The sequence below is a fragment of the Imperialibacter roseus genome (genome assembly GCF_032999765.1).
Taxonomy (GTDB): domain Bacteria; phylum Bacteroidota; class Bacteroidia; order Cytophagales; family Cyclobacteriaceae; genus Imperialibacter; species Imperialibacter roseus.
Genome location: NZ_CP136051.1, coordinates 6,618,586 through 6,641,588 on the forward strand (window position 1 = coordinate 6,618,586; position 23,003 = coordinate 6,641,588).

Genomic DNA, 23,003 nt, shown 5'->3' on the forward strand with positions numbered 1-23,003 from the left:
TCTTTCAGGGTCCTCTGCGAGAGACCTCAAAAGGCGTTTTGTTCCATCCGGACAAGTTGCGTGAAGACACTGCACCTTAACGACCATTTCTGGAGCCACGAAGCCACCAAGGTTAGTAAACGGCACTTGCAGTGTGGCTAGCGGCCATGCAGACTCCTCAAGGCCCTGTAGCGGCGGAATAGCCAGAGGATGACGGTGAAGCCCCATCCGGGCTTTCAGAATCCTCAATTCGAGGCCGCAAATCCTCTCCTCCACATATCCCCCTAAAATTCCCCCCAGTCCGATGGGTTGTATTGTGCTGACTTTACGTCCTTTAATTGTTGTAGAACACACAGGCAGAAGAAGGAGGAAAGAATGAAGAGCACGGTATTGGTCTTGCTATGTATACTTTCCGTTGACGTTTGGGCGCAACAGGACAGAGTATTTGAGCAAATTGATGAACAGTTGTGGATACCCTATATCAAGGCCTACAATGAATTTAACACCCGGGCCTTCATGGCTTTGCACACGCCGGATGTAATCAGGGTAAAAAGGGAGAGTAGCCAGATCATGGTGGGCACGGCCTACCGAAAAAACGAGTACCGGCGCAATGCCATTTCTCAATCGAAAGACTGGGAGAGAAACCTGGAGATTCGGTTTGTTGACCGGCTGGTGGAAGGTGCCATCGCCTATGAGGTCGGTTATTATCGTGTCAGTCTGCACAAGCCCCAGAGCCCCCCTCAGGTGCTTTATGGAATGTTTCACGCCACCCTTAAACGGATTGACGGGGAGTGGAAAATCTATATAGATGAAGATGAGGTACTTGACGATTTTTCTGATTGTCAATTCTACAAATGCCAGCCCCTGCAAAGGGCGCAAAAATAAATTACACCCGGAGGAATAGTGGCTAGCACGGATTCCAAATCGTTGGTGTAAATTAACAGCCTAATCTCGCCAACCTTGATAACACTCATTCAATACAACGACCCTGGCTACACCACAAGGGACGGGCTTAGCCCCGCCGAAGCCTCAAAGCTGGTAAAGCCCGATCACATCAACTGGTTTGATGTGGAAATCACCAACAAGATCCTGGTGGAAGACACCGCTCAGTTCTTTGGCATTCATCACCTGATGGCCGAGGATATTCAAAACCTGGAACAGTTGCCTAAGTTCGAGGTGTTTGATAAGTACCTTTTCTTCACTTTGAAGATGCTGGTATTTAACCCTGATGCTAACAAAATAACCCAGGAGCACCTCAGCATTGTGATGGGAGAAGACCTCATCATCACCTTTCAGGAAGGGTTGCCAGGCGACGTGTTTGATGAGCTGAGAAACCGCATAGCATTGGCCAAAGGCCGAATCAGAAAGTACGGCGCCGACTACCTGTTTTACAATATCATCGACTCTGTGGTGGACAATTATATGATCATTATGGAGCGGCTGCGTGACAAAATAGAGAAGCTCGAAGCTGAGATTATCAAAGACCCTTCTTTTCATGTGGTGGAGGAGATCATGGAGATCAAAAAGGAGATCAACACGCTGAGGAAATACACTTTGCCGCTACGGGATGCCCTCAATAAGATGAGGGTGGAGGGCTCTCACTTCATCCAGAAAACTTCTGTGAATTATTTTCAGGACGTTGCCGACCACATTCACTACCTGATCAGCTCTTTTGAAACTTCCCGTGAAATGCTGAAAGACATCATGGACCTGCACCTGTCCAACCTCAGCAACGACATGAACAAGGTAATGAAAACCCTGACGGTGGTGGCCGCTATTTTCATTCCACTCACCTTTATCGCCGGGGTGTATGGCATGAATTTCAAGTACATGCCGGAGCTTGATTCGCCCTATGGTTACCCAATGCTGTGGACTTTTATGATTGTGAGCAGTGTGGTGATGGTGGTGTACATGAAACACAAAAAGTGGTTGTAAAGCGATCTATTTTAGTATCTTGAGGCCATGCAATTCTTCAAAATTCTCTCCCTGGCGTTAGCGCTGTCTATTTTTGGTTGCAAACGCCCGGCGGCAAAACAATCAAATGCCGTTGTCGTCACAGGCACAGTATTCGAAACGCAGTCGTATTGCGGAGGGGCTGCACCCAGCGAAGACAGGTTGGCCCAAATGAAAATACCAAAACCACTTGCCGGGAAAGTCATTTACATAAAGTCAGGAAAGGCCAACGACCCGGAGGCACCGGTGGTGGCTGAGGTGACGGCAGACGAAAGAGGGGAGTTTTCGGTCAACCTGGAACCAGGGTTTTATGTAATGGTAGACGAGAAAAGAGTGGACAAAGCCTCGTACAACTACATGATGTCGAATTTTGCTGAGAAGACAGAGAATTATACGGCTGTGGATAAAGCCTGCCTGGATAAATGGGTGGCAGAAGCCAACCTGGTGTTTGAGGTTTCGGCGGAGGCCAATGAGCCACTGAGTGTTACTTTTCACAAACCATGTTCGTGGAATTCCTTCCCTTGCGTCACCTTTATTGGTGAGAGGCCACGCTAGTTTTTTTTGATGTTTTTTCTCTGAAAAGCCTTGCGTATTTCCTGCTTTCGGTGTGCATCCATTTGTCCCAAAAGGTGAAGTACAATCCATAGTTGGTGTTGAACTCCGAATGGTGCAGGCTGTGATGGGTAGCACCAATCAGCCATTTGCCCAGCCAATGCTGATCAAAATTCTGAGGAAAAATCTCAATATCAAGGTGGTTCACAACTGCGCTCACCGTCATGACCACTAACATGGCAAGGATGACATAGATGTGCATGGGCAGAAACCACACGATCAACGGCACAATGATGGCCTGCAGTAGACTTTCCCACGGATGAAAAGAGAATGCAGTCCACGGAGAGGAAATCAGGCTTTCGTGGTGCGTTTTGTGAACGGCTTTGAAGAGCCCCGGCAGGTGCATCAGCCTGTGCGCCCAGTAGTAGTAAGTCTCATGTATAAACAGAGCAATGAGCAAACTAACGGGCAAATACCAATAACCGTAGGTTGAGAGATCAGTGTAAATGGCTGTTTTCCCGGCTTGCCATGCCCACAGCATGCCCACGCCTGAGAGGGCAAAGACAAATGAGGTAAGGGCCGAATAAATGATTTCTTTTTTGAACTGACCTTTCTTCCAGGTGCCTATGGATATTTTTCTGGCGGCAAACTTCCGGCCACCCAATCGGTAGAAGACTCCAAAAAAGATGGCAGAGACGATCACATAACGGATAAAAACGATCAGGAATAATAATAGCGTGAAACCTATTACCTCCTTAGGTTGGCTAAAGTCGATGATTTGAAGTCGTTCGTCCACTGGAAGAAATACGGTTTGTCTGCTGCAAGACTATAACTACTTAACTAAATTTGACCCGAAACGTTTCCGTTAAGAAAGAAAAAAGAATGTTTAGAAATACACTAGCCGTAAGCCTGATTATCTCACTTTACGTGACATCCTGTTCTACCAGGTTGGAGCAAGCGCAATCCAACGCTGACCCAAAAGCACAGGAGATCGTAGACAAAGCTATCGCAAAGCATGGCGGCGCTGCCTACGAATCTGCTGCCGTGGGTTTCGACTTCCGGGAAAAGCATTACACTGTTCAGAGGTTTCCTGACCGATACGTCTACACCCGGTCGTGGCAGGACTCCATTGGCTATGTGGAAGATGTGCTGGTCAATAGCACCCGGCTTACCCGCACGGTGGATGGCGACACAGTGGAGCTCACCGACGAATGGGCATTCAAATATGCCAACTCAGTGAATTCAGTGTTCTACTTCGCTCTCCTGCCCTACGGCCTCAACGATGCCGCAGTCATAAAAAAATATCTGGGTGAGGTGACTATCAAAGGCAAGCCTTATCACAAAGTACAGATCACTTTCCAGCAGGAGGGTGGTGGTAAAGACTTCGAAGATGTCTTCATTTACTGGTTCGATAAGGACACCTATCAGCTGGATTACCTGGCTTACTACTACAATACCGACGAAACAGGTATCCGCTTCCGGGAGGCGTACAACCGACAGACTGTCGACGGCATTCTTTTCCAGGATTATGTCAATTATGAACCAATAGATTCAACCATCACTGTTCACCAAACGGACGAACAGCTTGAAAAAGGGTTGCTAAAAGAGCTATCCAGGATAGAGAATGAGAAGCTGGAGAGTTTGAAGTGATGGTGACTCACTTTCATAAAACAAAGCCCAGGGTTTAAACCTGGGCTCTGCGATATGACAACTTTGGCCTTTTAATGCTGCGTTGACTCCAGCAAGTTCTTCCCCCTCAGCATATCCACTGAATTCGACATGCCTCTGAAATTGTGGTAGGCAGATTTCCAGATATTGCCTTTGCCACGTGGCTTCATGTCGGGCTGCTTGTCGAGGCCGCCAGAGTACCAGCCACCGTTTTCGTGGTCGATCAGGTAGGTGTCGACGTACGACCACAACAGCTTGAATTTTTCATAGTATTGGTGCTCATCCTCGGGAAATAGCTGCGACATCATCAGCAGTGCATTAAGTCCTTCCGCCTGCGCCCACCAGTTTTTGGTGTCCCGGATAATGCGGAAGCCATCTTTGAAGTAGTAACCTTCGTCGTAAAACCCGCCGACCTCATTGTCCCAGCCAATACTCAGTGCGTGATCCACCATGGTTTTGGCCAGTGCCAGCGTTTTTGGATCGTCGTGCACGCCCAGCACATGCTCTGCTTCAAGCATCAGGAAGGCTGTTTCCACATCGTGCCCAAACGACACATGGTCGAGGTTGTGATGGCGAAGGATTACCTCTTCCGTCGAGTCTTTGAAAGAAATGGGCTGCCAGTCCGGCGTGAGGAAAAGTACCAGATAGCCTTTCGGGTTGGTAATGGTGTCTCTGATCAGGTAGAGCAGCTCGGCCAATCGTTCTTTTACCAGCGGGTCGGGCCACACCTGGTAGAGCTCTGTCATTGCTTCCAGCAAGTGAATGCTGCTGTTCTGGTCTTTGTAGCCCAGGTCAGAGGTGGAGGGTATGGTGTCAGGCCTCACCACCGGGGTGCCATCACGCTCCAGGTGTTGGAAGTAGCCGAGCTTATCGGGGTCATGGCTATGCTCCTCAAGCCAGTAGAAAGCTTTCTTTGCCAGCTCCAGGCCTTCCTCATCTTTGGTAGCCATGTAATACGCAGCCAGACCGTAGATGCCAAAGGCATTGCCGTAGGCAGTTTTGTCCATGGTTTTGGGATTGCCCTGCTTGTCCACCAGCTGGTAGAAGCCGCCCATTTCTTTGTCCCACATCTTATCCCGAAGAAATTTGAAACCATGCTCGGCACCTGTTTTATAAAAGGCTTTTTCAGGGTAGCGCTGAAAAGCCTTGGCATTGGTCCATACATGGCGGGCCTGCGTCACAATCATTTTGTCCTGATTTTCTCCCGGCTTGAAGTCATAGGTGAGGCTGCTCAGGAAACCGCCGTCTTCCTTGTCGACATCCATCGGGTACCATTTGTCGAGCAGCTCGGTAGTAAGCGACTTCTCCATTGCATCAGCAATTTCAAGCTTTTCTTTTTGGATGGGGTTGGGGGAAGAACAGGAATACAAGCACAGGAGCCATACAAATGGGGCGAACAGCGCTTTGGGAAGATGAAATTTCATTGTCATAGTAGTCAGAGTATTGCTTAGGTAAGTGAATATACTAAGACTATTGCGCATATGAACACACAGGGAAAGCATAATACACCGCCGGACAATTGTCAGGCGGGTCGGAAAAATGAGGTCTTATTTCAGGATGCTAGGCCAGGTTCTTCTTTCTCGTCACCCTCCAGATAATTATCAGTCCCGCCAGTATCATAGGGATGGACAATATCTGGCCCATGTTGATAGGTAGCGGATTGTTGAATTCTTCCTGCCATACCTTCACAAACTCGATCAGAAAGCGGGACGTGAAGAGCAGTGTCATGAATATACCGAAAAGGAGCCCTTCCGGCATTTTGGCTCTCTTTTTATTCCAGAGATAATAGAGGAATATGGTGAGAAACACGCAAAAAATGGACTCATAGAGCTGAGCCGGATGCCGCACAATGCCATAGGTGTAGAATTCGGCATAGGTAGTGCCATTGGCTTTGTAGAGTTCGTATTTCAGGCCATCGCCGGGGTTGTGCCAAATGTATTCGCTCAGATAACCGGAGTTGCCGAGAATTGTAGGCATTTTTGTTTGGTAGAAGCTGTGGGCTACCTGTTCGTCCACCGGCACCTCGTTGTATTTCACCAGCACATCGATAGGCGCTCTGCCAGGCACGTCGCTGGTGATTTTTGTGGTGCGGCTGATGTCTATTTCTTCAGAGCGAACAATGTACTGCTTGAGGAAATCCGCCGCCGGCGTGGCAAACACAACCCCGTAATTGGACTCTGTTGGCTCACCAAGAATTTCGGAATTTGTAAAGTTACCAAACCGAATAAACGCTCCTGTCAGTGCCGTTACAATGGCCACCCTGTCGAGGATCCAATAGTAGGACATGCCCTTCATTTTTCTGGCAAACAGCCACAAAGCGATGAAAATGCCGATGGCACCACCGTGGCTGGCCAGTCCGCCTTCTCGTATATAAAGTATTCTGATGGGGTCACTTAAGTATTCCACCGGGTCATAAAAAAGCACATGCCCTAATCTCGCACCAACGATCGTGGCCACCACCATGTAAAGGGTAAGCGTGTCTACTTCTTTCTCATCCCGGCCGTCGGCTTTGAACACCTTGTACATCACCTGCTGGCTCACAATGAAGCCGAGTGCGAAGAGCAATCCGTACCAGCGCACGTCAAAACTTCCAATATTAAAAATGGCCGGGTCGGGATTCCAAATAAGGTATGATAGCATTCTTTCGATATTGATTTAACTGTGTTTTCTCCAAAAGTAGGGCGTAAATAACATAAGAACAGTAAACAATTCCAACCTGCCCACAAGCATTAAAAACGAAAGTATCCACTTAGCAACGACGGGCAGGTGAGCGAAATTGTCGACCGGCCCAACGGTACCCAGTCCTGGGCCAATATTACCCAGGCAGGTGGCCACCGAGCCAATGGCAGTCATGAAGTCGACTCCGGTGGCAGCAATCGCTACCGAGCCCACCCCAAACACGCTGATATAGATCATGATAAAGGCCAGGATGTTGAACGTGATGTCCCTGGTTATAGCTTTTTTATTGAATCGCACCGGAATCACTGCCGACGGATGGATCTGTCTTTTTAGCTCAAGCACGCTGTTCTTGAAAAGGATCACATGGCGCACAATTTTTACTCCGCCAGCTGTGGAACCGGCCGAGGCACCGAAGAACATTAGCACAAAGAAGAGCACGGTGAGAAACGGTGTCCATGAGGTGTAGTCCGCTGATACATAGCCAGTGGTTGTCACCACCGAAACCACCTGAAAGAGCCCATCACGAAAGGACTTTTCAAAAGAGGAATCGCTGACAAAATAGATGGTAAACGCCACCAGGAGTGCATTGAAAGAGCAAAACAGCACATAGTATTTAAACTCTTCGTTGGAAAAAACCTTTTTGAAGTATCCTTTAAAAATAAAGTATGTCATTGTGAAATTGGTGCCCGCCAAAAACATGAACACAATAATCACATACTGAATAAAAGGTGAAGTGTAATAGGCGATGCTGGCGTTTTTGGTAGAAAAGCCACCGGTGGCCATGGTTGTCAGGGCATGGTTGATGGCGTCGTAGAAGGTCATGCCTCCTACCCAAAGCAACACTGTTTCTATACCGGTAAGCCCGATGTAAATCAGCCAGAGGCGCTTGGCAGTTTCCTTGATGCGGGGTTGCAGCTTGTCGGGAGAAATGCCCGGAGCTTCCGCTACAAATAGCTGCATACCGCCAATACCCAATATAGGCAAAACGGCCACTGCCAGTACAATAATTCCCATGCCACCGATCCACTGAGTGAGGCTTCGCCAGAAAAGAATGCCTTTGTGTACCGACTCAATGTCAGTGAGAATGGAGGCGCCTGTGGTAGAGTAGCCCGAGATAGTTTCAAAGAAGGCGTTGGTGAAATTGGGAATGGCGCCGCTAAGGATGTAGGGAAGGGAGCCAAAAAGGGACATCAAAAACCAGCCCAGCGTTACTATGAGATAGCCGTCTCGTTTTTTTAGCTCTTTGTCTTTGATTTTACGGGTCGAAAACCACATCATAAAGCCCGTGCCAAGTGTGATGGCACTGGCCAGCGATATACCGGCCAGGTCGCCCTCATTGTAAGAAAGTGAAATCGGAATACACAGTAGCATCAATATCCCATTCATAATGAGCAAAACGCTCAGGATATTCGCCATCACCGGTACATTGAATCTCATTTAAAGAAGCTTTCTACTTTATGAAGACATTCGGGACGAATCAAAACAACGACCCGATCTTTGGGCTCGAAACGGAAGGAACCTCTCACAGTGTGTCCTCTTCCTCTTCTGATCACACCACCCACAACGGCAGATTTAGGAAAGTCAAGATTGCGCAATTCATCTGCCAATATCTTGCTTTCTGGCTTTACTTCAAACTCCAGGATTTCCGCATCCACTCCATGAATACTCGTTAGGTTGAGCACTTCTCCTTTTCTGATGTACCGGAAAATAAAGTTGGCAGCAATCAGCTTTTTATTGATCATCGTATCCACACCGATATTCTGCGAAAGGTGGATATAGTCGATGTTTTCTACCAGGGCAATTGTCTTGGTCACGCCATGGTTTTTGGCCACAAGACAAGAAATAATATTGGTTTCGGAGTTCCCTGTTACGGCTATAAAAGCATCCATATCGGTGATGCCTTCTTCCATCAGCAAGTCGATATCACGTCCGTCACCATTGATGATCAGGGTGTCGGGCAGCATGTCGGCCAGCTCAAAGCACTTCTCCTTGTCCTGCTCAATCAGCTTGATATTATACTTTTTAGAAAGGCGCCTGGCGGTGTTGATACCTACTTTGGAGCCACCAAGTATCATGATATTCTTAATGTCTGTCCGCTTTTTCCCCGAAAGATCCATTACCCTGTCGACGCCGTCGGGCTGAGCGATAAAATAGGCGTGGTCATTGGCTTTGAAGGCATTTTCACCATGAGGAATGATGGTCTCGTTGTTCCTCAAAATGGCCACCGTGGTAAAGCTGTTGTCGGGGTTGAGGTAAGCGGTTTCGCTCAGTGTTTTCTCAGCCAGCTCTCCATTGTCGTCGATAGTAATGCCGACGAGCGAAAGCAGGCCGTTGTCGAAGTCGAATGTGTCGGTGAGGGCCGACTCACGAAGGAGTCGTTTGATTTCCTTTGCAGCTAACGATTCAGGAGAAATGATTTCGTCAATGCCTATTGTTTTGAGGTCGAGGATATCTTTGCCTAGAAGAAACTCAATGTTGCTGATCCGGGCGACAGTGCGCTTGGCACCAAGGTTTTTGCCGATGATGCATGTGGCAATATTGGTTTCCTCATTGGAAGTAACCGAAATCAGGAGGTCTGCTTTGCTTATGTTGGCATCCAGTAAAACACTGTAGGAGGTCGAACTTCCCCTGATAGTTGCCACGTCCAGATGGTTGGCAGCATACTTTAGTTTTTCCTGGTCAAGATCAATCAGAATGATGTCTTGTTCTTCGTAGGCGAGCAGCTTTGCTAAGTGAAATCCTACGTCTCCTGCCCCTGCTATTATTATTCTCATTTGATACTCTGATCAAAAAGTGACTGCAAATATAGAAAATAAACCATAGCCTGTGTAAAACCTTTTGATTGTTAATGTGGCGCATTTGAGCCAGTGCGAACCAGTCTGTACGGGACATTAATTGACTAATAATAGTTCAGAAAATATTATCTTCATGGTTTAGCACGTGACAAAAAATACTTTTTTCAGAACACTCTACATTCAAATACTCATTCATTAACCAAATAAAAATCCATGAAAACCAAGCTTGGAATTATTATTTGCCTGTTGGCCCTGGCAGCTTGCACGCAAAACAAGGAAACAAATTACGAAATAAAAAAGGCGGAGAGCGGCGGCTTCACGTATGAATACGTTGACGGCGATCCTTTAAAAACCAGAATTTATACCCTGAGCAATGGGCTCAAAGTCTACTTGAGTGACTACAAGAATGAGCCCCGCATTCAAACAGCCATAGCCGTGAAAGCGGGTGGCAAAAATGACCCGGCCGACAATACTGGCCTGGCTCACTACCTGGAGCATATGATGTTCAAGGGCACGGCCACTTTCGGCACGCAAGACTGGGAAACCGAAAGCGTGCTGGTCGACAGTGTGGAGGCACTTTTTAATCAATATAAAGAAATTTCCGACCCAGAAGAACGTAAAAAGCACTACCGCATCATTGACCAGGTGTCCATTGAAGCATCCAAATATGCCATTGCCAACGAATATGATAAGATGGTTTCGGGCATTGGCGCCAAAGGCACTAACGCTTATACGACTAATGATCGCACGGTTTATATCAACGACATACCAGCTAACCAGCTGGAAAACTGGCTGAAAATTGAATCCAATAGGTTTCAAATGATTGTCAATCGCCTTTTTCATACGGAACTGGAAGCAGTGTATGAGGAGAAAAATCGCAGCCTTGACAGCGACATTTGGAAGGGGTTTGAGGCGATGCTAAGTGCTTTGTTCAAAGAGCATCCCTACGGTACCCAAACGGTGATTGGTACTATTGATCACCTTAAGAACCCCTCCATTACTGAGATCAAAAATTATTTCTATAAATACTATGTCCCCAACAATGTGGGCATTTGCCTAAGTGGTGATTTGGACCTCGATGCCACCATCACATTGATCGACAAATACTTTGGAAGCTGGAAGCCTAATGAAACACTGCCCACATGGACGCCAGTGCAGGAAGCGCCTCTCACAGCGCCAATTGTGACAGAGGTGTTGGGGCCCGATGCGGAACGCATCATGATGGGCTTCCGGTTGCCAGGGAGGTCGAGTAGAGACTATATCATGGTCAGACTCATCGACAATATACTGGCCAATAGTCAGGCTGGTTTGGTAGACCTCGACCTGGTGAAACAGCAGAAGGTGTTGGAGGCATCCACCTTCGTGTACGACATGAACGACTACAGCATGCAAGTGCTGATGGCAAGCCCCAAAGATGGCCAAACGCTTGATCAGCTTCGAGACCTTTTTCTGGAGGAGCTTGAGAAAATCAAAACAGGAAACTTCGATGACTGGCTGATTTCTGCTGTGGTGAATGACTTGAAAAAGAACCAGCTCAATCAGCACCAGTACAATTGGGCAAGGTCCAACGACCTGGTCGTGGCTTTCACCAGCAACATGCCCTGGGGCGACTTTGTGTCGGAGTTCGACCGGATGTCGAAGGTGACAAAGGAAGACGTGATGGTCTACGCCAAAGCCAACTTTGGCGACAACTATGCGCTCGTTTACAAGCGGACGGGCAAAGATCCGAATGCGCAGCAGGTGGAAAAGCCGGAGATCACCAAAGTGGAGCTCAATAGGGAAGCCAAATCGCCATTTCATGAAGCGATTATCAATAGCGAGCCTCCGAAGTTGAAGCCATTGTTTGTGGACTACGACAAGGACATTGAGGAATTGACAATGAAGAATGACCTGGAAGTGCTTTACACGCAAAATGATGAGAACGACTTGTTCAGGCTATACTACAAGGCCGACTTTGGTACGAATATCGACCCGAAAATAAAGGTAGCTGTTGACTACCTCGAGTTTGTAGGCACACCGACTTACACAGCCGAGGAAATACAGAAGGAGCTTTTCAAACTGGGGTGCAACTTCTCGGTATTTTCTTCTGCCGAAGAAAGCTATGTAATGCTAACGGGCCTTTCTGAAAACATGGAAAAAGCGATGGTGATCTTTGAGGATTTGCTGGCCAATGCCCAGCCGGACGAGGAGGCACTTGCCAAACTGAAAGAAGGATACTGAAAGAAAGAGAAGACCAGAAAAAGAACAAATCAGCCATACTTTTCAGCGGACTGATGAACTACGGACTCTATGGTGCTCAGTCGCCATTCACCAATGTGGTGTCGAACACGGACCTGATGAATCTCAATTCGGAGGAGCTGCTTGATCTTACCCGGAACTTCACGAAGACCACTCACAAAGTGATGTATTATGGCCCGGTAGAGTCAAAAAAGCTCGTAGCCATCTTAAATACGAACCACAAACTGCCTGAAACCATGTTACCGCTTCCTGAGCCGAAGGAGTTCGCCAAGCAGGAAGTTGACAAGCCAAAAGTTTTTTGGGCCGATTATGACATGGTGCAGGAAGAAATACTGTTCTTAACCAGGGGCGAAGAATTCGACGTGAACCTGATGCCTGAAACGGAGCTCTACAATGAGTATTTTGGCGGCAACATGGGCTCTATTGTTTTTCAGGAGATAAGAGAAGCACAGGGGTTGGCTTACTCGGTTTGGGCCAATTATTCCACAGCAGATGAGGTGGGTAAAAACAATCACTTCTTTGCTTACGTGGGCACACAGGCCGACAAGCAAAATCAGGCGGTGCCGGCTTTGCTCAATATCATTGAGGACCTTCCTGAGTCAGAGACTGGTTTGGCAACTGCCAAAAAGTCGATCATGAGCCAGATCGAGAGCGAGCGCATCACCCGCTGGAGCAAGCTTTTTAACTATGAGAGTGCTAGGGATATGGAGCTGGATCACGATATCAGAAAAGATATTTATGAAAAGATTCCGACCATGACCATGGAGGATGTGGTAGCCTTTCAGAAGCAGTATGTGAAAGGGAAGAAGTATAACATGATGGTGCTGGGCGACAAGGACAAGATCGACTTCAAAGGCCTTCAGCAATATGGTGAAGTGAAGCAGCTGACCCTGGAAGAGCTATTTGGCTATGACAAAGTAGAGAAGATTAATATTCAGTAAAGCATTTTTGATTGCCGGAGCTTTCGGCCAGCCAGGTCGGGAGCTCCGGTTTTTTATGTTTCAAAAGCCAATGCTCCGCACTTGTAGACCTTTTGAATTGCAATCTTTTCCTCAAAAGTAAAGATAACAGCGTCTTCACAGGCTATTTTATTGGGCTCTCTGTGGGTATTCATCAGGCTGTCTGGAATGACCGATGCCATTTTCCAGGCCTGGCTTAAGCTTGCCACTTGATGTGTTACCAGGTATCCCACATTCTGAAGCAACGTCATGGCGGCACCGGCAAGCAGTCCGTTTCCACCCTCCATACTCAGTCGACCATTAGGTTCGAGCTTCACCTGGCCACCAATATGAGTGTTGTAAACACCAGGCTTCATGCCAGTAAATAGGGTGGCATCGCTTACCAGGAAACAGTTTTTTCCTTTTGCCTTCATGACAACTTTCATGAAGCTATCGGGAAGATGGAAACCGTCTGCGATAATGCTCGGGCAGAGCCTATCCTGTGCCAGTTGCTCCCAAATGATATTGGGGTGCCTGGGCAGCATGAGTGGAACTGCATTGCCGATATGTGTTGACATGGTGGCCCCGGCGTCAACTGCTTTTTGAATTTGCTCGGGTGAAGCCAGGCTATGACCTATTGACACCAGCACTCTACTTTTTACTGCGCTGGAAATAAACGCTGCCGAGTTGTCCCACTCAGGGGAAAGGGTAATCATCTTGATCCGGTTGCCGGCAGCTTTCTGAAAACGCATGAACAGCTCCCAATCGGGCGCCTTCACATATTTTTTATTATGTGCACCTCTGGCCCCCTCTTCTTTCGAAATGAAAGGCCCTTCAAGATGGATGCCGCCAACGCACTGGCCAAGCAAATCATGATGACGGCAGGCTTCGTTGATGGTGGCCAGCAGTTGGCAAATGTTTTCGTCGGAATTGGTAATGATAGTAGGGAAGAAAGTGGTTACGCCCTGGCTCAGAAGAAATTTGGCAGCGTTTAGGAGGTCTTCCCCGCTCAGAGATGTATTGTTGAAGTCAATCCCATTGACGCCATTCACCTGGAGGTCCACAAGGCCTGGCCCCACAAACAAAACCTGGTCAGACACGGAACTTGATTTTGATAAAGCCGATATTCCGTTGATGGCATTCACTGTTACGTGGCAACCATTAAGGCAGTCGATAGCTTCGATAAATGACGCTTCTTTCATCAAGCAGATGGAATGTAGTTTTCGCCGAAGGAATCAGGATCGAGAAAAAGCTGGCAGCCGCCGTGGTTTCTCAGAATAGAGGCCGGGCAGCTTGTAGAAATAGGTCCAATCAGCGCATCGGTCACGGCATTTCGTTTGCTCAATCCGGGCACTACACAAAACAGATTCTTTCCAGCCATCAGCGTGGGAATAGTAAGCGTAAGTGCATGCGTAGGCACGGCGTCGAAAGATGGGAAACACCCGTCGTTGACCTGCTGTTGCCGGCACGGAACATCCAATTCCACCACCTTCACTGTTTCCGGGTCGTTGAAATTAGCCACGGGCGGGTCGTTGAAGGCAATGTGACCGTTTTCTCCTATGCCCAGGCAGACGATATCAATAGGCTTCTCAGTCAAAAGTTGGGTGTATCTTGCTAGTTCATTGTCCCCTCCGTTTCCGTCGAGGAGGTTGATTTGCTTTAAAGGGACATGGTCAAACAAATGATTACTCAGGAAGTAACCAAAAGACTGCTGCGATCCAGCGGGTAATCCTACATATTCATCCATATGGAAAGCCACTATCTTTTGCCACGGAATAAATTCACTCTTTTTCAGAAAGTCCAGCACTTCATTTTGTGAAGGAGCAGCGGCAAATATCATCCGTACCTCGTCTTGTTTTTTCAGTAGGTTCAGTATCTCTAGTTCTACTGCCTTCCCCGCAGCAACCCCCATCTCCGTTCTGTTTTTGTATACTTTAACCTTCATGCTCCAACGATTTTAACAGACCGCTAACAGCCTCTGAAACGGGCCTGTTCCGGTTCCACAGCCCTAGGCCGATAAACACAGATAAAGATACAATCAATGGCAAGGCCACGGCAAGTGCCAGGCTGGTGATTTCAATGTTCTTGGTGACAATGAAAGTAACAAAGCCCGCCGCAATTGATCCAATTGCAGCCAAAGACCCGCAGTGCCTGAACACAGGTAACATGCCAAACAACATGGGCACGGCAATAGGGCCTACCAAAGCGCCAAACCAGGTGACAATAAGACCAAACACGCCTCCAAAGCGTTCGTTTTGGGAGGCCACCACCAGTGTCATTAGCGTGAAGATGAAGGTGGTGGCTCTGGCTACCACCAGCGAGGCCCGCTTTTCTTTCAACCTCTTTGAGAGCACAGGCAGTATGTCTCGGGTGAGCACCGCCGAAATGGTGTTGATGTCTGAAGAGGTCATGGTCATGGTGTTAGCAAAGAGCGACGCCACCACCAGGCCAACCAAACCGGCCGGAAGAAGTTTGAGCGTCAGCAATCCATATGATTGACTTGGGTCTTGCAGGTCCGGCAAAATAAGTGGGGCCGCCCACATAGGGAGAAATAAAATCAAGGGCCAGATCAGGTACAAAGTGCCGGAGAGGTAGGCTGCTCTTTTGGCCTGGGTTTCATCCGGTGATGAAATGTAGCGGGTGGCCAGGTTCCAGGTGCCGCCGTTGTAGCTCAGGAAATTGATACAAAGAAACGCTAGTGCAAAACCAACAGTATATGGACTATTAAAAGGTTGACTGTTGCCTTCTGGTAGGTCGTTCCAAAAGGTGAGAATCTCATTCCATCCGCCCAGGTGCCGAACGACCATGATTAGCATAATAAGACCAGCCAAAATTTGCACAATAAACTGAGCGAAGTCTGTGATTATTACTGCCCACAGGCCACCGAAGGTGACGTAAATGAGAGAAACACCTCCGGAAATAAGAATGCCATAAATCAGCGGAAGCCCCGTAAAAACGTTGAGCAACACAGCGATGGCTGTCCACTTGGCACCCACATCAAAAAGCTTTAACAGCACCCCGCTCCAGGCCATGATTTGTTGAGTGAGAAGATTGTAGCGAACCGTTAGGTATTCCAGCGGCGACTGTATCTGCAGCCGCTTTCGCAGCCGCACCCAGAGGACGGGAAATAGCCGGGCACTCAGAAGAACAGTAATGCCGATAGTAAAGGCCCACCATACATAAATAGAGAACCCGTGCGTGTAGGCGAGGCTGGCGTACGCCACAAATACGGCACCACTGTAGCCCGAAACGTGATGCGAAATGCCCGATAGCCACCAGGGCAGCTGGCCACTGGCCACGAAATAGTCTTCGGCTGTTTTGTTCCTGGCCATCGACCACAGGCCAATGACCAGCATAAGCACGAAGAATAGGCCAATTACGATAAAGTCAGGAGTGCTTAGTTGCAAAGTAGCGGTTGATTAGGGTGAAAGGATTCTGTTGTCATTAACCTCTCGCTTTATTCATTACTTCCGCCAGGGTCACCTTGCTGCCACCACGTCGTTTGCTCTCATCGGCGGCTTCCATAAAGGCGTATATCTCCAGGGTTTCCTCTGGGCTAACCGGTGCTTTTCCTGTTTTGAAGAACTTGATGACCTCCACCAGCAAGGGTCGGTATCCGTCGTAAGGCCCAACCGGCGCAATGCCATTTTCGCCGAAGACGGTGCCACCATAACCAGTTTTTTCTTTGCGCATCCCTCTGAATGTTCCAATCCGGTTGTCGTTCCATACACCAACCACCATGTCGGTGTCGGGTGTTTGCGTCCTGGTCACTTCTTTGCAGCCTGCTCCCATCACGGTAAAAAGCGATTCCACTCCATGAATACCATACCAGAAAAAGTCGGGATGATGAGGCTCCAAATGTGCCGGACTGTAAGTGTCTGCCCCTTGTACCTTGCCCACGAGCTTCCCTTCTCTGGCCTCATTGGCGTCCTTCATATAACGAAGTGAGGAGGCAGAGAAGATGGGAACTCCGGCTGCTTCCGCTTCTTTGTAAATGGTGAGGCAATCTTTAAGCGAGGCTGCCACTGGCTTGTCAACGAACATGGGCTTTTTCGCCTTGATTACTTGCCTGGCCTGCTCAAGGTGAAGCCTCCCATCATTTGTTTCAAGGAGAATGACGTCGGTTTTTTCGAGTAGCTCTTTGATGGAGCTGGTGATTTCTACGCCCAGCTTTTTCACATCTTCAATGTATCCTGGAATGCGGCTCACACTCGATTCAATATCGGCGCTGCCATGGGGGTAAGCTGCCACTACCCGGTAACCAGCCAGGTCAGCGGCCACCTCAGGGTCGTTGAGTAGTTTGGTAAAAGCCACGCTATGCGAGGTGTCGAGGCCGATAATACCAACCCGCACTGGCTTTGTTTGGTCGGGACTAATGGCTACAGCCTCGTTGGCTAAAATGCCAAAACCAACGCCGGCCACGGCTGATTTCTTTAAAAATGTTCTTCTATTGAGGGGTGTCATAAAAAGGAAGTCTTTCGTGAAAGTTAAACTTTTGGTTCCCAGCCCGGCTCATAGCTGCGTTTCCACAGGGCCATGGCTTCATCGTCACCAATCACATTTCCGTTCTCAGGATTGCAGTTCAATGACCGGCCCACCCTTTGGGAAATATTGCCGAGGTGGCAGAGTAACACACTTTTTCTGGAATCTTTGTAATCTGAAACGGGCGTTTTACCTTCTTTGATGGATTTGTAGAAGTCGGCAATATGATCAGCATCCAGGTCGAAGCCAGGGCCTGTGGCATCCAATGGCTTGCCTGTGGTTTCGGCACTGGCTCTTTTTATGAGCTTGTCCTGATTGTCATACACCACGTAGCTGTTGCCGTCAATCACCAAAGTTCCATTTTCTCCATGAAAGGAAACACCGGCGGATTCACCTTCGAGCTTGTGGCCGTTGCAGCTTCTCCCTTCCCAGGAGATTGTTTTGTTGCCAGCGAAGTCCCACAGTGTCATCTGTGTGTCGGGTGTTTGCCAGTCGTCTTTGTAGGCATACCGGCCGCCTTGTGAGCTAACCTTTGTTGGAAATTCCACGCCAAGCCCCAGGCGGCACAAATCGACGAAGTGCGTGCCGTTGTTGAGCAGCTCGCCGGTGCCCCAATGCCAGAACCAATGCCAGTTGTAGTGAATGAGGTTGTCTTTATAGGGCATTCGTGGTGCCGGGCCCTGCCACATGTCGTAGTCGAGGCCGGTGGGAATCGGGGCTACTTTGCCATAGCCAATAGAAGCACGGGTGTTGGCATACCAGCCTTTGGCCAGGTACACATTGCCAATGATACCGTTTTTGAGCTCTCCAAGTGCTTCAGCCACAAAAGGCCACGAACGGCGCTGGTTGCCCATTTTCACAACTTTGCCATATTTCATGGAGGCCGAAGCGACCATTTCTCCCTCATAAGGGTTGTGGCTTCCGGGCTTTTCTACGTAAACATTTTTCCCCGCACTTAGTGCCAGTAGTGAGGCTGGTGCATGCCAGTGGTCGGGCGCTGCGATGACCAGCGCATCCACCCCTTTATCATCGAGTATTTTGCGAAAATCTTTGACAGCTTTGGGGGCTTTCTTCTGGCCAGCGTTTGCTACGGCCTTCAGCCCATTGGCCATGGCATTGTCGTCCACATCGCAGATGTAGGCGACTTCTATCTCTGGTGTTTTGGTGAACCCCGTCGCCAGTGCAGAGCCCCTTGAGTTGACACCCATAATGCCAACCACCAGCTTTTCGCTGGCGGGTGTACTAAAGGCTTTGTAGCCATTACTGCCCAGCAAGCCAATGCCAACACTGGCTGCCGTGGTTTTTTTCAGGAAGTCTCTTCTGTTCTGATTTGCTGACATAATATTGTAGTATTAGTAGATGTCAACAATATACTGAAAAGGTCATCCAAAATCATGGCCGTTTATCAAGCAGTTGACCATGCAAAGCAGGCTTAGGTGCCCTTTTGTTTTACTTCATAGCCCTTCCATCCATAATAGAACAGGTAGATGTAACAAACGACAGGAAGCAGGAAGGACATTTGTATGCCAAACTCATCGGCCAAAAGCCCTTGAACCGGTGGCACCACAGCGCCACCCAGCACTGCCATTACAAGCAGCGAAGAGCCCTGACTGGTGTATCGACCTAAGTCTTTGATGGCAAGAGTAAAGATATTCGACCACATGATAGAGTTGAAAAGGCCAATGAAGAGAAGTACCCACATTGAAATGGCACCGTTCATGAACACAGCAATCAGCAGCAACACAATCGCTGACAAAGAGAAAGCAGCCAGCACTTTGTTAGGATGTGCACCGAAGATCATGAAGATAACATAGTTCAGTGCCAGGCCAATTAGATAGGGTAACGAGTCCATGAAGTCGACCCCAGCGATGAGTGAAACAATGGCGTAGCCGGCAACACCTAACGCAAACATGCCCACTAGTTTCTTACCGGCCGTAGATTTGTCGCTCATCATAATAGCCCCCATGAAGCGACCAATCATGGCCCCGCCCCAATAGAAGGAAAGCAATTTGCTGGCAGCCCCTTCTTCCAGCCCAGTAATGTTTTCAAGCCCCATAAAGTTGATGAGCAGACTACCAATAGCTACCTCAGCACCCACATAGGCAAAAATGGCAAAGATGCCTCCTCTCAAATGACTGAAGCCAAGTACTTTTGCTCCCTTTTCGATCACATCTTCATTGGCAAATTTTGGCAGTTTGATAAAGAAGATAACCACAGCCAGGAGCCAGAAAAGACTGGCCAATACGATGTAAGGAATTTTCACTGCCACTTCACCTGCAGAGGCATCGGTTACAAAGTACTGAAAGATGAAGAAGCCCCCAATGACCGGCGCAATGGTTGTTCCGAATGAGTTGAACCCTTGTGCCAGGTTTAGGCGGCTGCTGGCGGATTCTGGCCTGCCAAGCAAGGCGACATATGGGTTGGCGGCAATTTGCAGCATAGTGAGGCCCAAACCCAGACAAAATAAGGCGCCGAGGAATAAACCGTACTGTAGAAATATGGCTGCCGGATAGAAAAGAAAACAGCCAGCACCAGCCACAACCAGCCCGATAATGATTCCATTTTTATATCCAATGCGGTTGATAGGGTCGCCAAATCGCACCGAAAACAGAAAGTAAAACAAAGCTCCGAGAAAGTAGGCGCCGAAGAAGGCAAACTGCACAAGTGTTGCCTGGAAGATGGTGAGTGTGAATACCCCCCGCAGATAAGGAATCAGGATATCATTAAGGCAGGTGATAAAACCCCACATGAAGAATAGTGAGAAGAGCGAAATTTGAGCCTGAAGCTGGCCGCCGGAGGGTGCTCCCTGAGATGTGCCTGAAGTAGAATTTACGGAGATTGAAGCCACTATGGTAGTTTGTTAGGTGTTGCAAAAGTGGGCTAATATACTGTTTTGCTTAGAAGTTTATCTAATGTAGGCGAGCGGAAATTAAAACACGATTGGAGAAGACATCATATCGGGGCATTTGTCGTTCGTTTACTTTTAAAATTGATATTTTTTAGATAAATTATACAATCCATTCATCACCTTGAACCATCTTGATCCGATCTAAATATCTTGCTGTTGTAGGTCTACTGGTGCAAAGTTTCATTGTCCAGGCAATTGTTGCTCCCAACGACTTGAGAAGGGATTTGATTGAAAAGCTAAGGATTGAAACTGATAATCGAAAGAAGGTCGATTTGATGAATGAGATTTCCTATAGTTACTTTGACTCCAACGACACAATCGCAAACTCCTACGCAGATAGTGCAGCCCGTCTCAGTAAAAAAATAGGGTATCAGGCAGGTTTAAAGTATGCTGTTCTTTTGCAGGGCATTGGGTTTTACGGTCGGGCTATTTACGATTCAGCGTTTTTTAAATTCAGAGAGTCGCAGGAAATTGAAGATGAGAGCAGCCTTGAAATGGATCTCTACGCCTCGGCGCTGATTGGAGAGTGCCTTACAGTATTGGCGAAATATGATTCAGCTGAAATTGTATTTGACAAAATGCTGGCGAAAGCGAAAACCACCAATTCACATTGGCTACCCAGGGCCTACCTTGGCTTTGCCAGGATATCGTTAAGAAAATGGGAGAACAATAGGGCGTTACTTTTCCTCGACAGTGCCAGGTCGTTGATTCCTGATTCCACACAGGACTTCAGAAATATGGAATTGCTGACATTGTATGGCGAGGCCCAAAGCAACCTCCTCAAGTTAGACGAGTCGCATCAGGCGTTTGAGCAAATGTGCTCGATTGCTGAATCTTTCAACGACAACTACTTCAGAATTAAGTGCATGCTTCGGCAAGCGGATTTTTTTTATGACAGAGGGAATTACCCTGAGGCTCTTGAGAATATCAGGGATGCGTTGGAAATCACCAAGGTTTACAACTATCCTGCGCAGCAGGTGCAAATTTTGTATCAGGCTGGAATGATCTATTTTCAGTTAACTGACTTTGATCTTGCACTTGATTATTATTTCAAGGCCCTCGCCCTTAGCGAGTCAATTGGCTTGGACGCTGAAACAGCCAATATTCTGATCGGAATCGCCTGGGTGTTTAAAGAAGAGCGAAAATTGGATTTGGCGCTTGATTTTGCAGGACGCTCGATGGAGATAAATGAGAGAATCGGCAGCAAATACGGTGTCGCTTATGTTCATAACACGCAGGGCCTTATCTATTTTCTGCAGAAGAAGTTCCCGCAAGCTATCGGGCAGTTCAGGCTGGCTTTGGCGCTGCGAACGGAAATCAACTACGCAAGGGGGATTGTGGCAACTCTTTATAACGAGGCACTTGTGTTTGAAGAGTTGGGAGAAAACGAAAGGGCGCTGAAGCAACTATTGCAAGCGATCGAACTTGTCACTCCCTTGAACAATGCTTTGAGTTTCTCCAACTACTATCAGCAAATTGCCAAGCTATTGATAAAATTGGGCCGTTTTGATGAGGCTGAGAATTTTCTTGAAAAGGCGACCAGAATGGGTGACAGATCAGCCTCCAGGTTGTCGCTAAGAGCCAGCTATCTTTTGTATTCGCAGCTGCATGAAGCAAAAGGGGACTTCAAGTCGGCTTTGACTTATAGGAAGCAATATGAAGTACTTACTGACAGCATCTTCTCAGACAAAAGTTCGGCGAAGATTGCCGTATTGCAGGCAACGTATAACCTAAAACAGAAAGAAAACGAGATTGCGGCATTGAAAAATCAACGGCAAATGCACGAGGATTTACTGCTCCTGCAAAATGCCGAAATACGAGACCAGAAATTACAGATTTACGTCGCTGTCTTTTTTCTGGCAATCGTCTCCGTGTTTGTGGCGATAATGATACACTTGTATCGAAAGCTGAGTCACGTGCAAAAGAGCCTGGCGCTGGCCAACAGCCAACTGAAAGAGGCAAACCTCACGGTGTTGGAGGCAAATAATACCCTGGAGCGAAAAGTGAATGATCGCACAAGTCAGCTCAGGGCAGCCTATGCCGAATTAGATACTTTTTTCTACAGGTCATCACACGACTTTAGAAGGCCGCTCACAACGCTGATGGGCCTGGCCGATGTTGCCAAAATTACTGTCAAAGACGAGCAAGCCATCGAATTGTTCAAAATGGTGAGGGTGACTGCCGAGAACCTGGACAAGATGCTGTATAAGTTGCAGTCCATATCTGACATAGGAGCTATGGAGTTGTCCTATAAAAATGTGATTGTGCGGGATCTTGTTGAAAACTGCCTCGAAAAACATGCGCAAGAAATAGAGGATTTGGGTGTTGATGTCATCCTGAATGTTCAGGTGGAAGGGGCTATTACCACGTATCCCGTACTTGTTTCAATCATTATGGACAACCTTATTGAGAATGCCTTGAATTTCTCCAGCAGATCGGAACCATATGTAAAAGTCAATGCTTACCTGAAGGGAGACAGCCTGGTGATTGAAGTGGAAGACAATGGCCATGGAATTCCCGACGACCATAAAATGAACATTTTTGCTATGTATTTCAAAGCGACTGAGAAGTCGAAAGGGAATGGCCTTGGCCTCTATATCGTTTCGAAGGCCGCTGAAAAGCTGTCTGCCACGGTGCGTGTAGAAACAGCTTATGACAAAGGGAGCAGGTTTATCGTCGAAATTCCGGACTGTGTGGACTCCGGGCAGGCAGTGTCAGCTTGAATGATCTGATGGCCCATGTTGCGTGGCGGCCTGTCGCAGCAATACACTACTTTTTTGATCTATAGGCAAATAGTAATTACCTTTCCGC

General features: G+C 47.9%; 18 protein-coding genes. 7 read left to right on the top strand and 11 right to left on the bottom strand.

Translation table 11 applies throughout. The annotated features are described in order from the left end of the window. Window positions 1-354 precede the first annotated feature (354 nt). The 3 genes from RT717_RS27920 (at window position 355) to RT717_RS27930 (ending at window position 2,487) form a co-directional block, all read left to right on the top strand. Window positions 355-864 carry a YybH family protein gene (locus tag RT717_RS27920; RefSeq protein ID WP_317489594.1) on the top strand — a complete coding sequence of 170 codons (510 nt, stop codon included), beginning with the start codon at window positions 355-357 and terminating at the stop codon, window positions 862-864. A 75-nt stretch (window positions 865-939) separates the two neighbouring features. Continuing rightward, window positions 940-1,914, top strand: coding sequence for a magnesium/cobalt transporter CorA (corA, locus tag RT717_RS27925; protein WP_317489595.1), 975 nt, complete (start codon window positions 940-942; stop codon window positions 1,912-1,914). A 27-nt stretch (window positions 1,915-1,941) separates the two neighbouring features. Then, window positions 1,942-2,487, top strand: a complete 546-nt coding sequence (locus RT717_RS27930; protein WP_317489596.1) for a hypothetical protein — start codon at window positions 1,942-1,944, stop codon at window positions 2,485-2,487. On the opposite strand, the gene RT717_RS27935 is transcribed toward RT717_RS27930, so the two are convergent. Next, window positions 2,465-3,280 (bottom strand): sterol desaturase family protein, encoded by an 816-nt coding sequence (locus tag RT717_RS27935; RefSeq protein WP_317489597.1) that lies wholly within the window; start codon window positions 3,278-3,280, stop codon window positions 2,465-2,467. The two genes, RT717_RS27930 and RT717_RS27935, sit on opposite strands and share 23 nt — an antisense overlap. A gap of 86 nt (window positions 3,281-3,366) precedes the next feature. On the opposite strand from RT717_RS27935, the gene RT717_RS27940 reads away from it, so the two are divergent. After that, the gene (locus RT717_RS27940; protein ID WP_317489598.1) at window positions 3,367-4,134 is read left to right on the top strand and encodes a DUF6503 family protein; all 768 of its coding nucleotides are present in this window, start codon (window positions 3,367-3,369) and stop codon (window positions 4,132-4,134) included. A gap of 71 nt (window positions 4,135-4,205) precedes the next feature. Here RT717_RS27940 and RT717_RS27945 read toward each other — a convergent pair whose 3' ends face one another. From RT717_RS27945 to trkA, 4 genes are all read right to left on the bottom strand, one after another. After that, the gene (locus RT717_RS27945) at window positions 4,206-5,576 is read right to left on the bottom strand and encodes an AGE family epimerase/isomerase (RefSeq protein ID WP_317489599.1); all 1,371 of its coding nucleotides are present in this window, start codon (window positions 5,574-5,576) and stop codon (window positions 4,206-4,208) included. 136 nt (window positions 5,577-5,712) lie between these two features. Continuing rightward, entirely contained in the window at window positions 5,713-6,792 is a 1,080-nt protein-coding gene (locus RT717_RS27950) for a prolipoprotein diacylglyceryl transferase (RefSeq protein WP_317489600.1), read from the bottom strand. Window positions 6,793-6,807: 15 nt separating this feature from the next. After that, on the bottom strand, window positions 6,808-8,268 hold the full coding sequence (locus RT717_RS27955) for a TrkH family potassium uptake protein (RefSeq protein WP_317489601.1): 1,461 nt from the start codon (window positions 8,266-8,268) through the stop codon (window positions 6,808-6,810). Then, a complete protein-coding gene (gene trkA, locus RT717_RS27960; protein ID WP_317489602.1) occupies window positions 8,265-9,605 on the bottom strand; it encodes a Trk system potassium transporter TrkA in 1,341 nt (446 codons plus the stop codon). The genes RT717_RS27955 and trkA overlap by 4 nt, the downstream gene beginning before the upstream one ends. Window positions 9,606-9,839: 234 nt before the next feature. Here trkA and RT717_RS27965 point away from each other — a divergent pair, with 234 nt between their 5' ends. Both RT717_RS27965 and RT717_RS27970 read left to right on the top strand, forming a co-directional pair. After that, window positions 9,840-11,846, top strand: a complete 2,007-nt coding sequence (locus tag RT717_RS27965; RefSeq protein WP_317489603.1) for a M16 family metallopeptidase — start codon at window positions 9,840-9,842, stop codon at window positions 11,844-11,846. A 53-nt stretch (window positions 11,847-11,899) separates the two neighbouring features. Continuing rightward, on the top strand, window positions 11,900-12,805 hold the full coding sequence (locus RT717_RS27970; protein ID WP_317489604.1) for a M16 family metallopeptidase: 906 nt from the start codon (window positions 11,900-11,902) through the stop codon (window positions 12,803-12,805). Window positions 12,806-12,858: 53 nt separating this feature from the next. On the opposite strand, the gene RT717_RS27975 is transcribed toward RT717_RS27970, so the two are convergent. The 6 genes from RT717_RS27975 to RT717_RS28000 all read right to left on the bottom strand — a co-directional run bounded on the left by RT717_RS27975 (window position 12,859) and on the right by RT717_RS28000 (window position 20,132). Next, on the bottom strand, window positions 12,859-14,004 hold the full coding sequence (locus RT717_RS27975) for an N-acetylglucosamine-6-phosphate deacetylase (protein WP_317489605.1): 1,146 nt from the start codon (window positions 14,002-14,004) through the stop codon (window positions 12,859-12,861). Continuing rightward, a complete protein-coding gene (locus tag RT717_RS27980) occupies window positions 14,004-14,747 on the bottom strand; it encodes a glucosamine-6-phosphate deaminase (protein ID WP_317489606.1) in 744 nt (247 codons plus the stop codon). Before RT717_RS27980 ends, RT717_RS27975 begins: the two co-directional genes overlap by 1 nt. Beyond that, complete coding sequence (locus RT717_RS27985; protein ID WP_317489607.1) at window positions 14,737-16,209, bottom strand: sodium:solute symporter family protein; 1,473 nt, start codon at window positions 16,207-16,209, stop codon at window positions 14,737-14,739. The genes RT717_RS27980 and RT717_RS27985 overlap by 11 nt, the downstream gene beginning before the upstream one ends. 37 nt (window positions 16,210-16,246) lie before the next feature. Continuing rightward, entirely contained in the window at window positions 16,247-17,266 is a 1,020-nt protein-coding gene (locus RT717_RS27990) for a Gfo/Idh/MocA family protein (RefSeq protein ID WP_317489608.1), read from the bottom strand. A gap of 23 nt (window positions 17,267-17,289) precedes the next feature. Then, window positions 17,290-18,624 carry a Gfo/Idh/MocA family protein gene (locus RT717_RS27995; protein ID WP_317489609.1) on the bottom strand — a complete coding sequence of 445 codons (1,335 nt, stop codon included), beginning with the start codon at window positions 18,622-18,624 and terminating at the stop codon, window positions 17,290-17,292. Between the two features lie 92 nt (window positions 18,625-18,716). Beyond that, window positions 18,717-20,132 (bottom strand): sugar MFS transporter, encoded by a 1,416-nt coding sequence (locus RT717_RS28000; protein ID WP_317489610.1) that lies wholly within the window; start codon window positions 20,130-20,132, stop codon window positions 18,717-18,719. 191 nt (window positions 20,133-20,323) lie between these two features. Between RT717_RS28000 and RT717_RS28005 the strand changes: the two genes are divergently transcribed. Beyond that, window positions 20,324-22,915, top strand: a complete 2,592-nt coding sequence (locus RT717_RS28005; RefSeq protein ID WP_317489611.1) for a tetratricopeptide repeat-containing sensor histidine kinase — start codon at window positions 20,324-20,326, stop codon at window positions 22,913-22,915. Window positions 22,916-23,003 lie beyond the last annotated feature (88 nt).

Coding starts and splice junctions, on each gene's coding strand:
- RT717_RS27920 (WP_317489594.1), top strand. CDS start 355: ATGAAGAGCACGGTATTGGTCTTGCTATGTATACTTTCCGTTGACGTT.
- RT717_RS27930 (WP_317489596.1), top strand. CDS start 1,942: ATGCAATTCTTCAAAATTCTCTCCCTGGCGTTAGCGCTGTCTATTTTT.
- RT717_RS27940 (WP_317489598.1), top strand. CDS start 3,367: ATGTTTAGAAATACACTAGCCGTAAGCCTGATTATCTCACTTTACGTG.
- RT717_RS27945 (WP_317489599.1), bottom strand. CDS start 5,576: ATGAAATTTCATCTTCCCAAAGCGCTGTTCGCCCCATTTGTATGGCTC.
- RT717_RS27950 (WP_317489600.1), bottom strand. CDS start 6,792: ATGCTATCATACCTTATTTGGAATCCCGACCCGGCCATTTTTAATATT.
- RT717_RS27955 (WP_317489601.1), bottom strand. CDS start 8,268: ATGAGATTCAATGTACCGGTGATGGCGAATATCCTGAGCGTTTTGCTC.
- trkA (WP_317489602.1), bottom strand. CDS start 9,605: ATGAGAATAATAATAGCAGGGGCAGGAGACGTAGGATTTCACTTAGCA.
- RT717_RS27965 (WP_317489603.1), top strand. CDS start 9,840: ATGAAAACCAAGCTTGGAATTATTATTTGCCTGTTGGCCCTGGCAGCT.
- RT717_RS27970 (WP_317489604.1), top strand. CDS start 11,900: ATGAACTACGGACTCTATGGTGCTCAGTCGCCATTCACCAATGTGGTG.
- RT717_RS27975 (WP_317489605.1), bottom strand. CDS start 14,004: ATGAAAGAAGCGTCATTTATCGAAGCTATCGACTGCCTTAATGGTTGC.
- RT717_RS27980 (WP_317489606.1), bottom strand. CDS start 14,747: ATGAAGGTTAAAGTATACAAAAACAGAACGGAGATGGGGGTTGCTGCG.
- RT717_RS27990 (WP_317489608.1), bottom strand. CDS start 17,266: ATGACACCCCTCAATAGAAGAACATTTTTAAAGAAATCAGCCGTGGCC.
- RT717_RS27995 (WP_317489609.1), bottom strand. CDS start 18,624: ATGTCAGCAAATCAGAACAGAAGAGACTTCCTGAAAAAAACCACGGCA.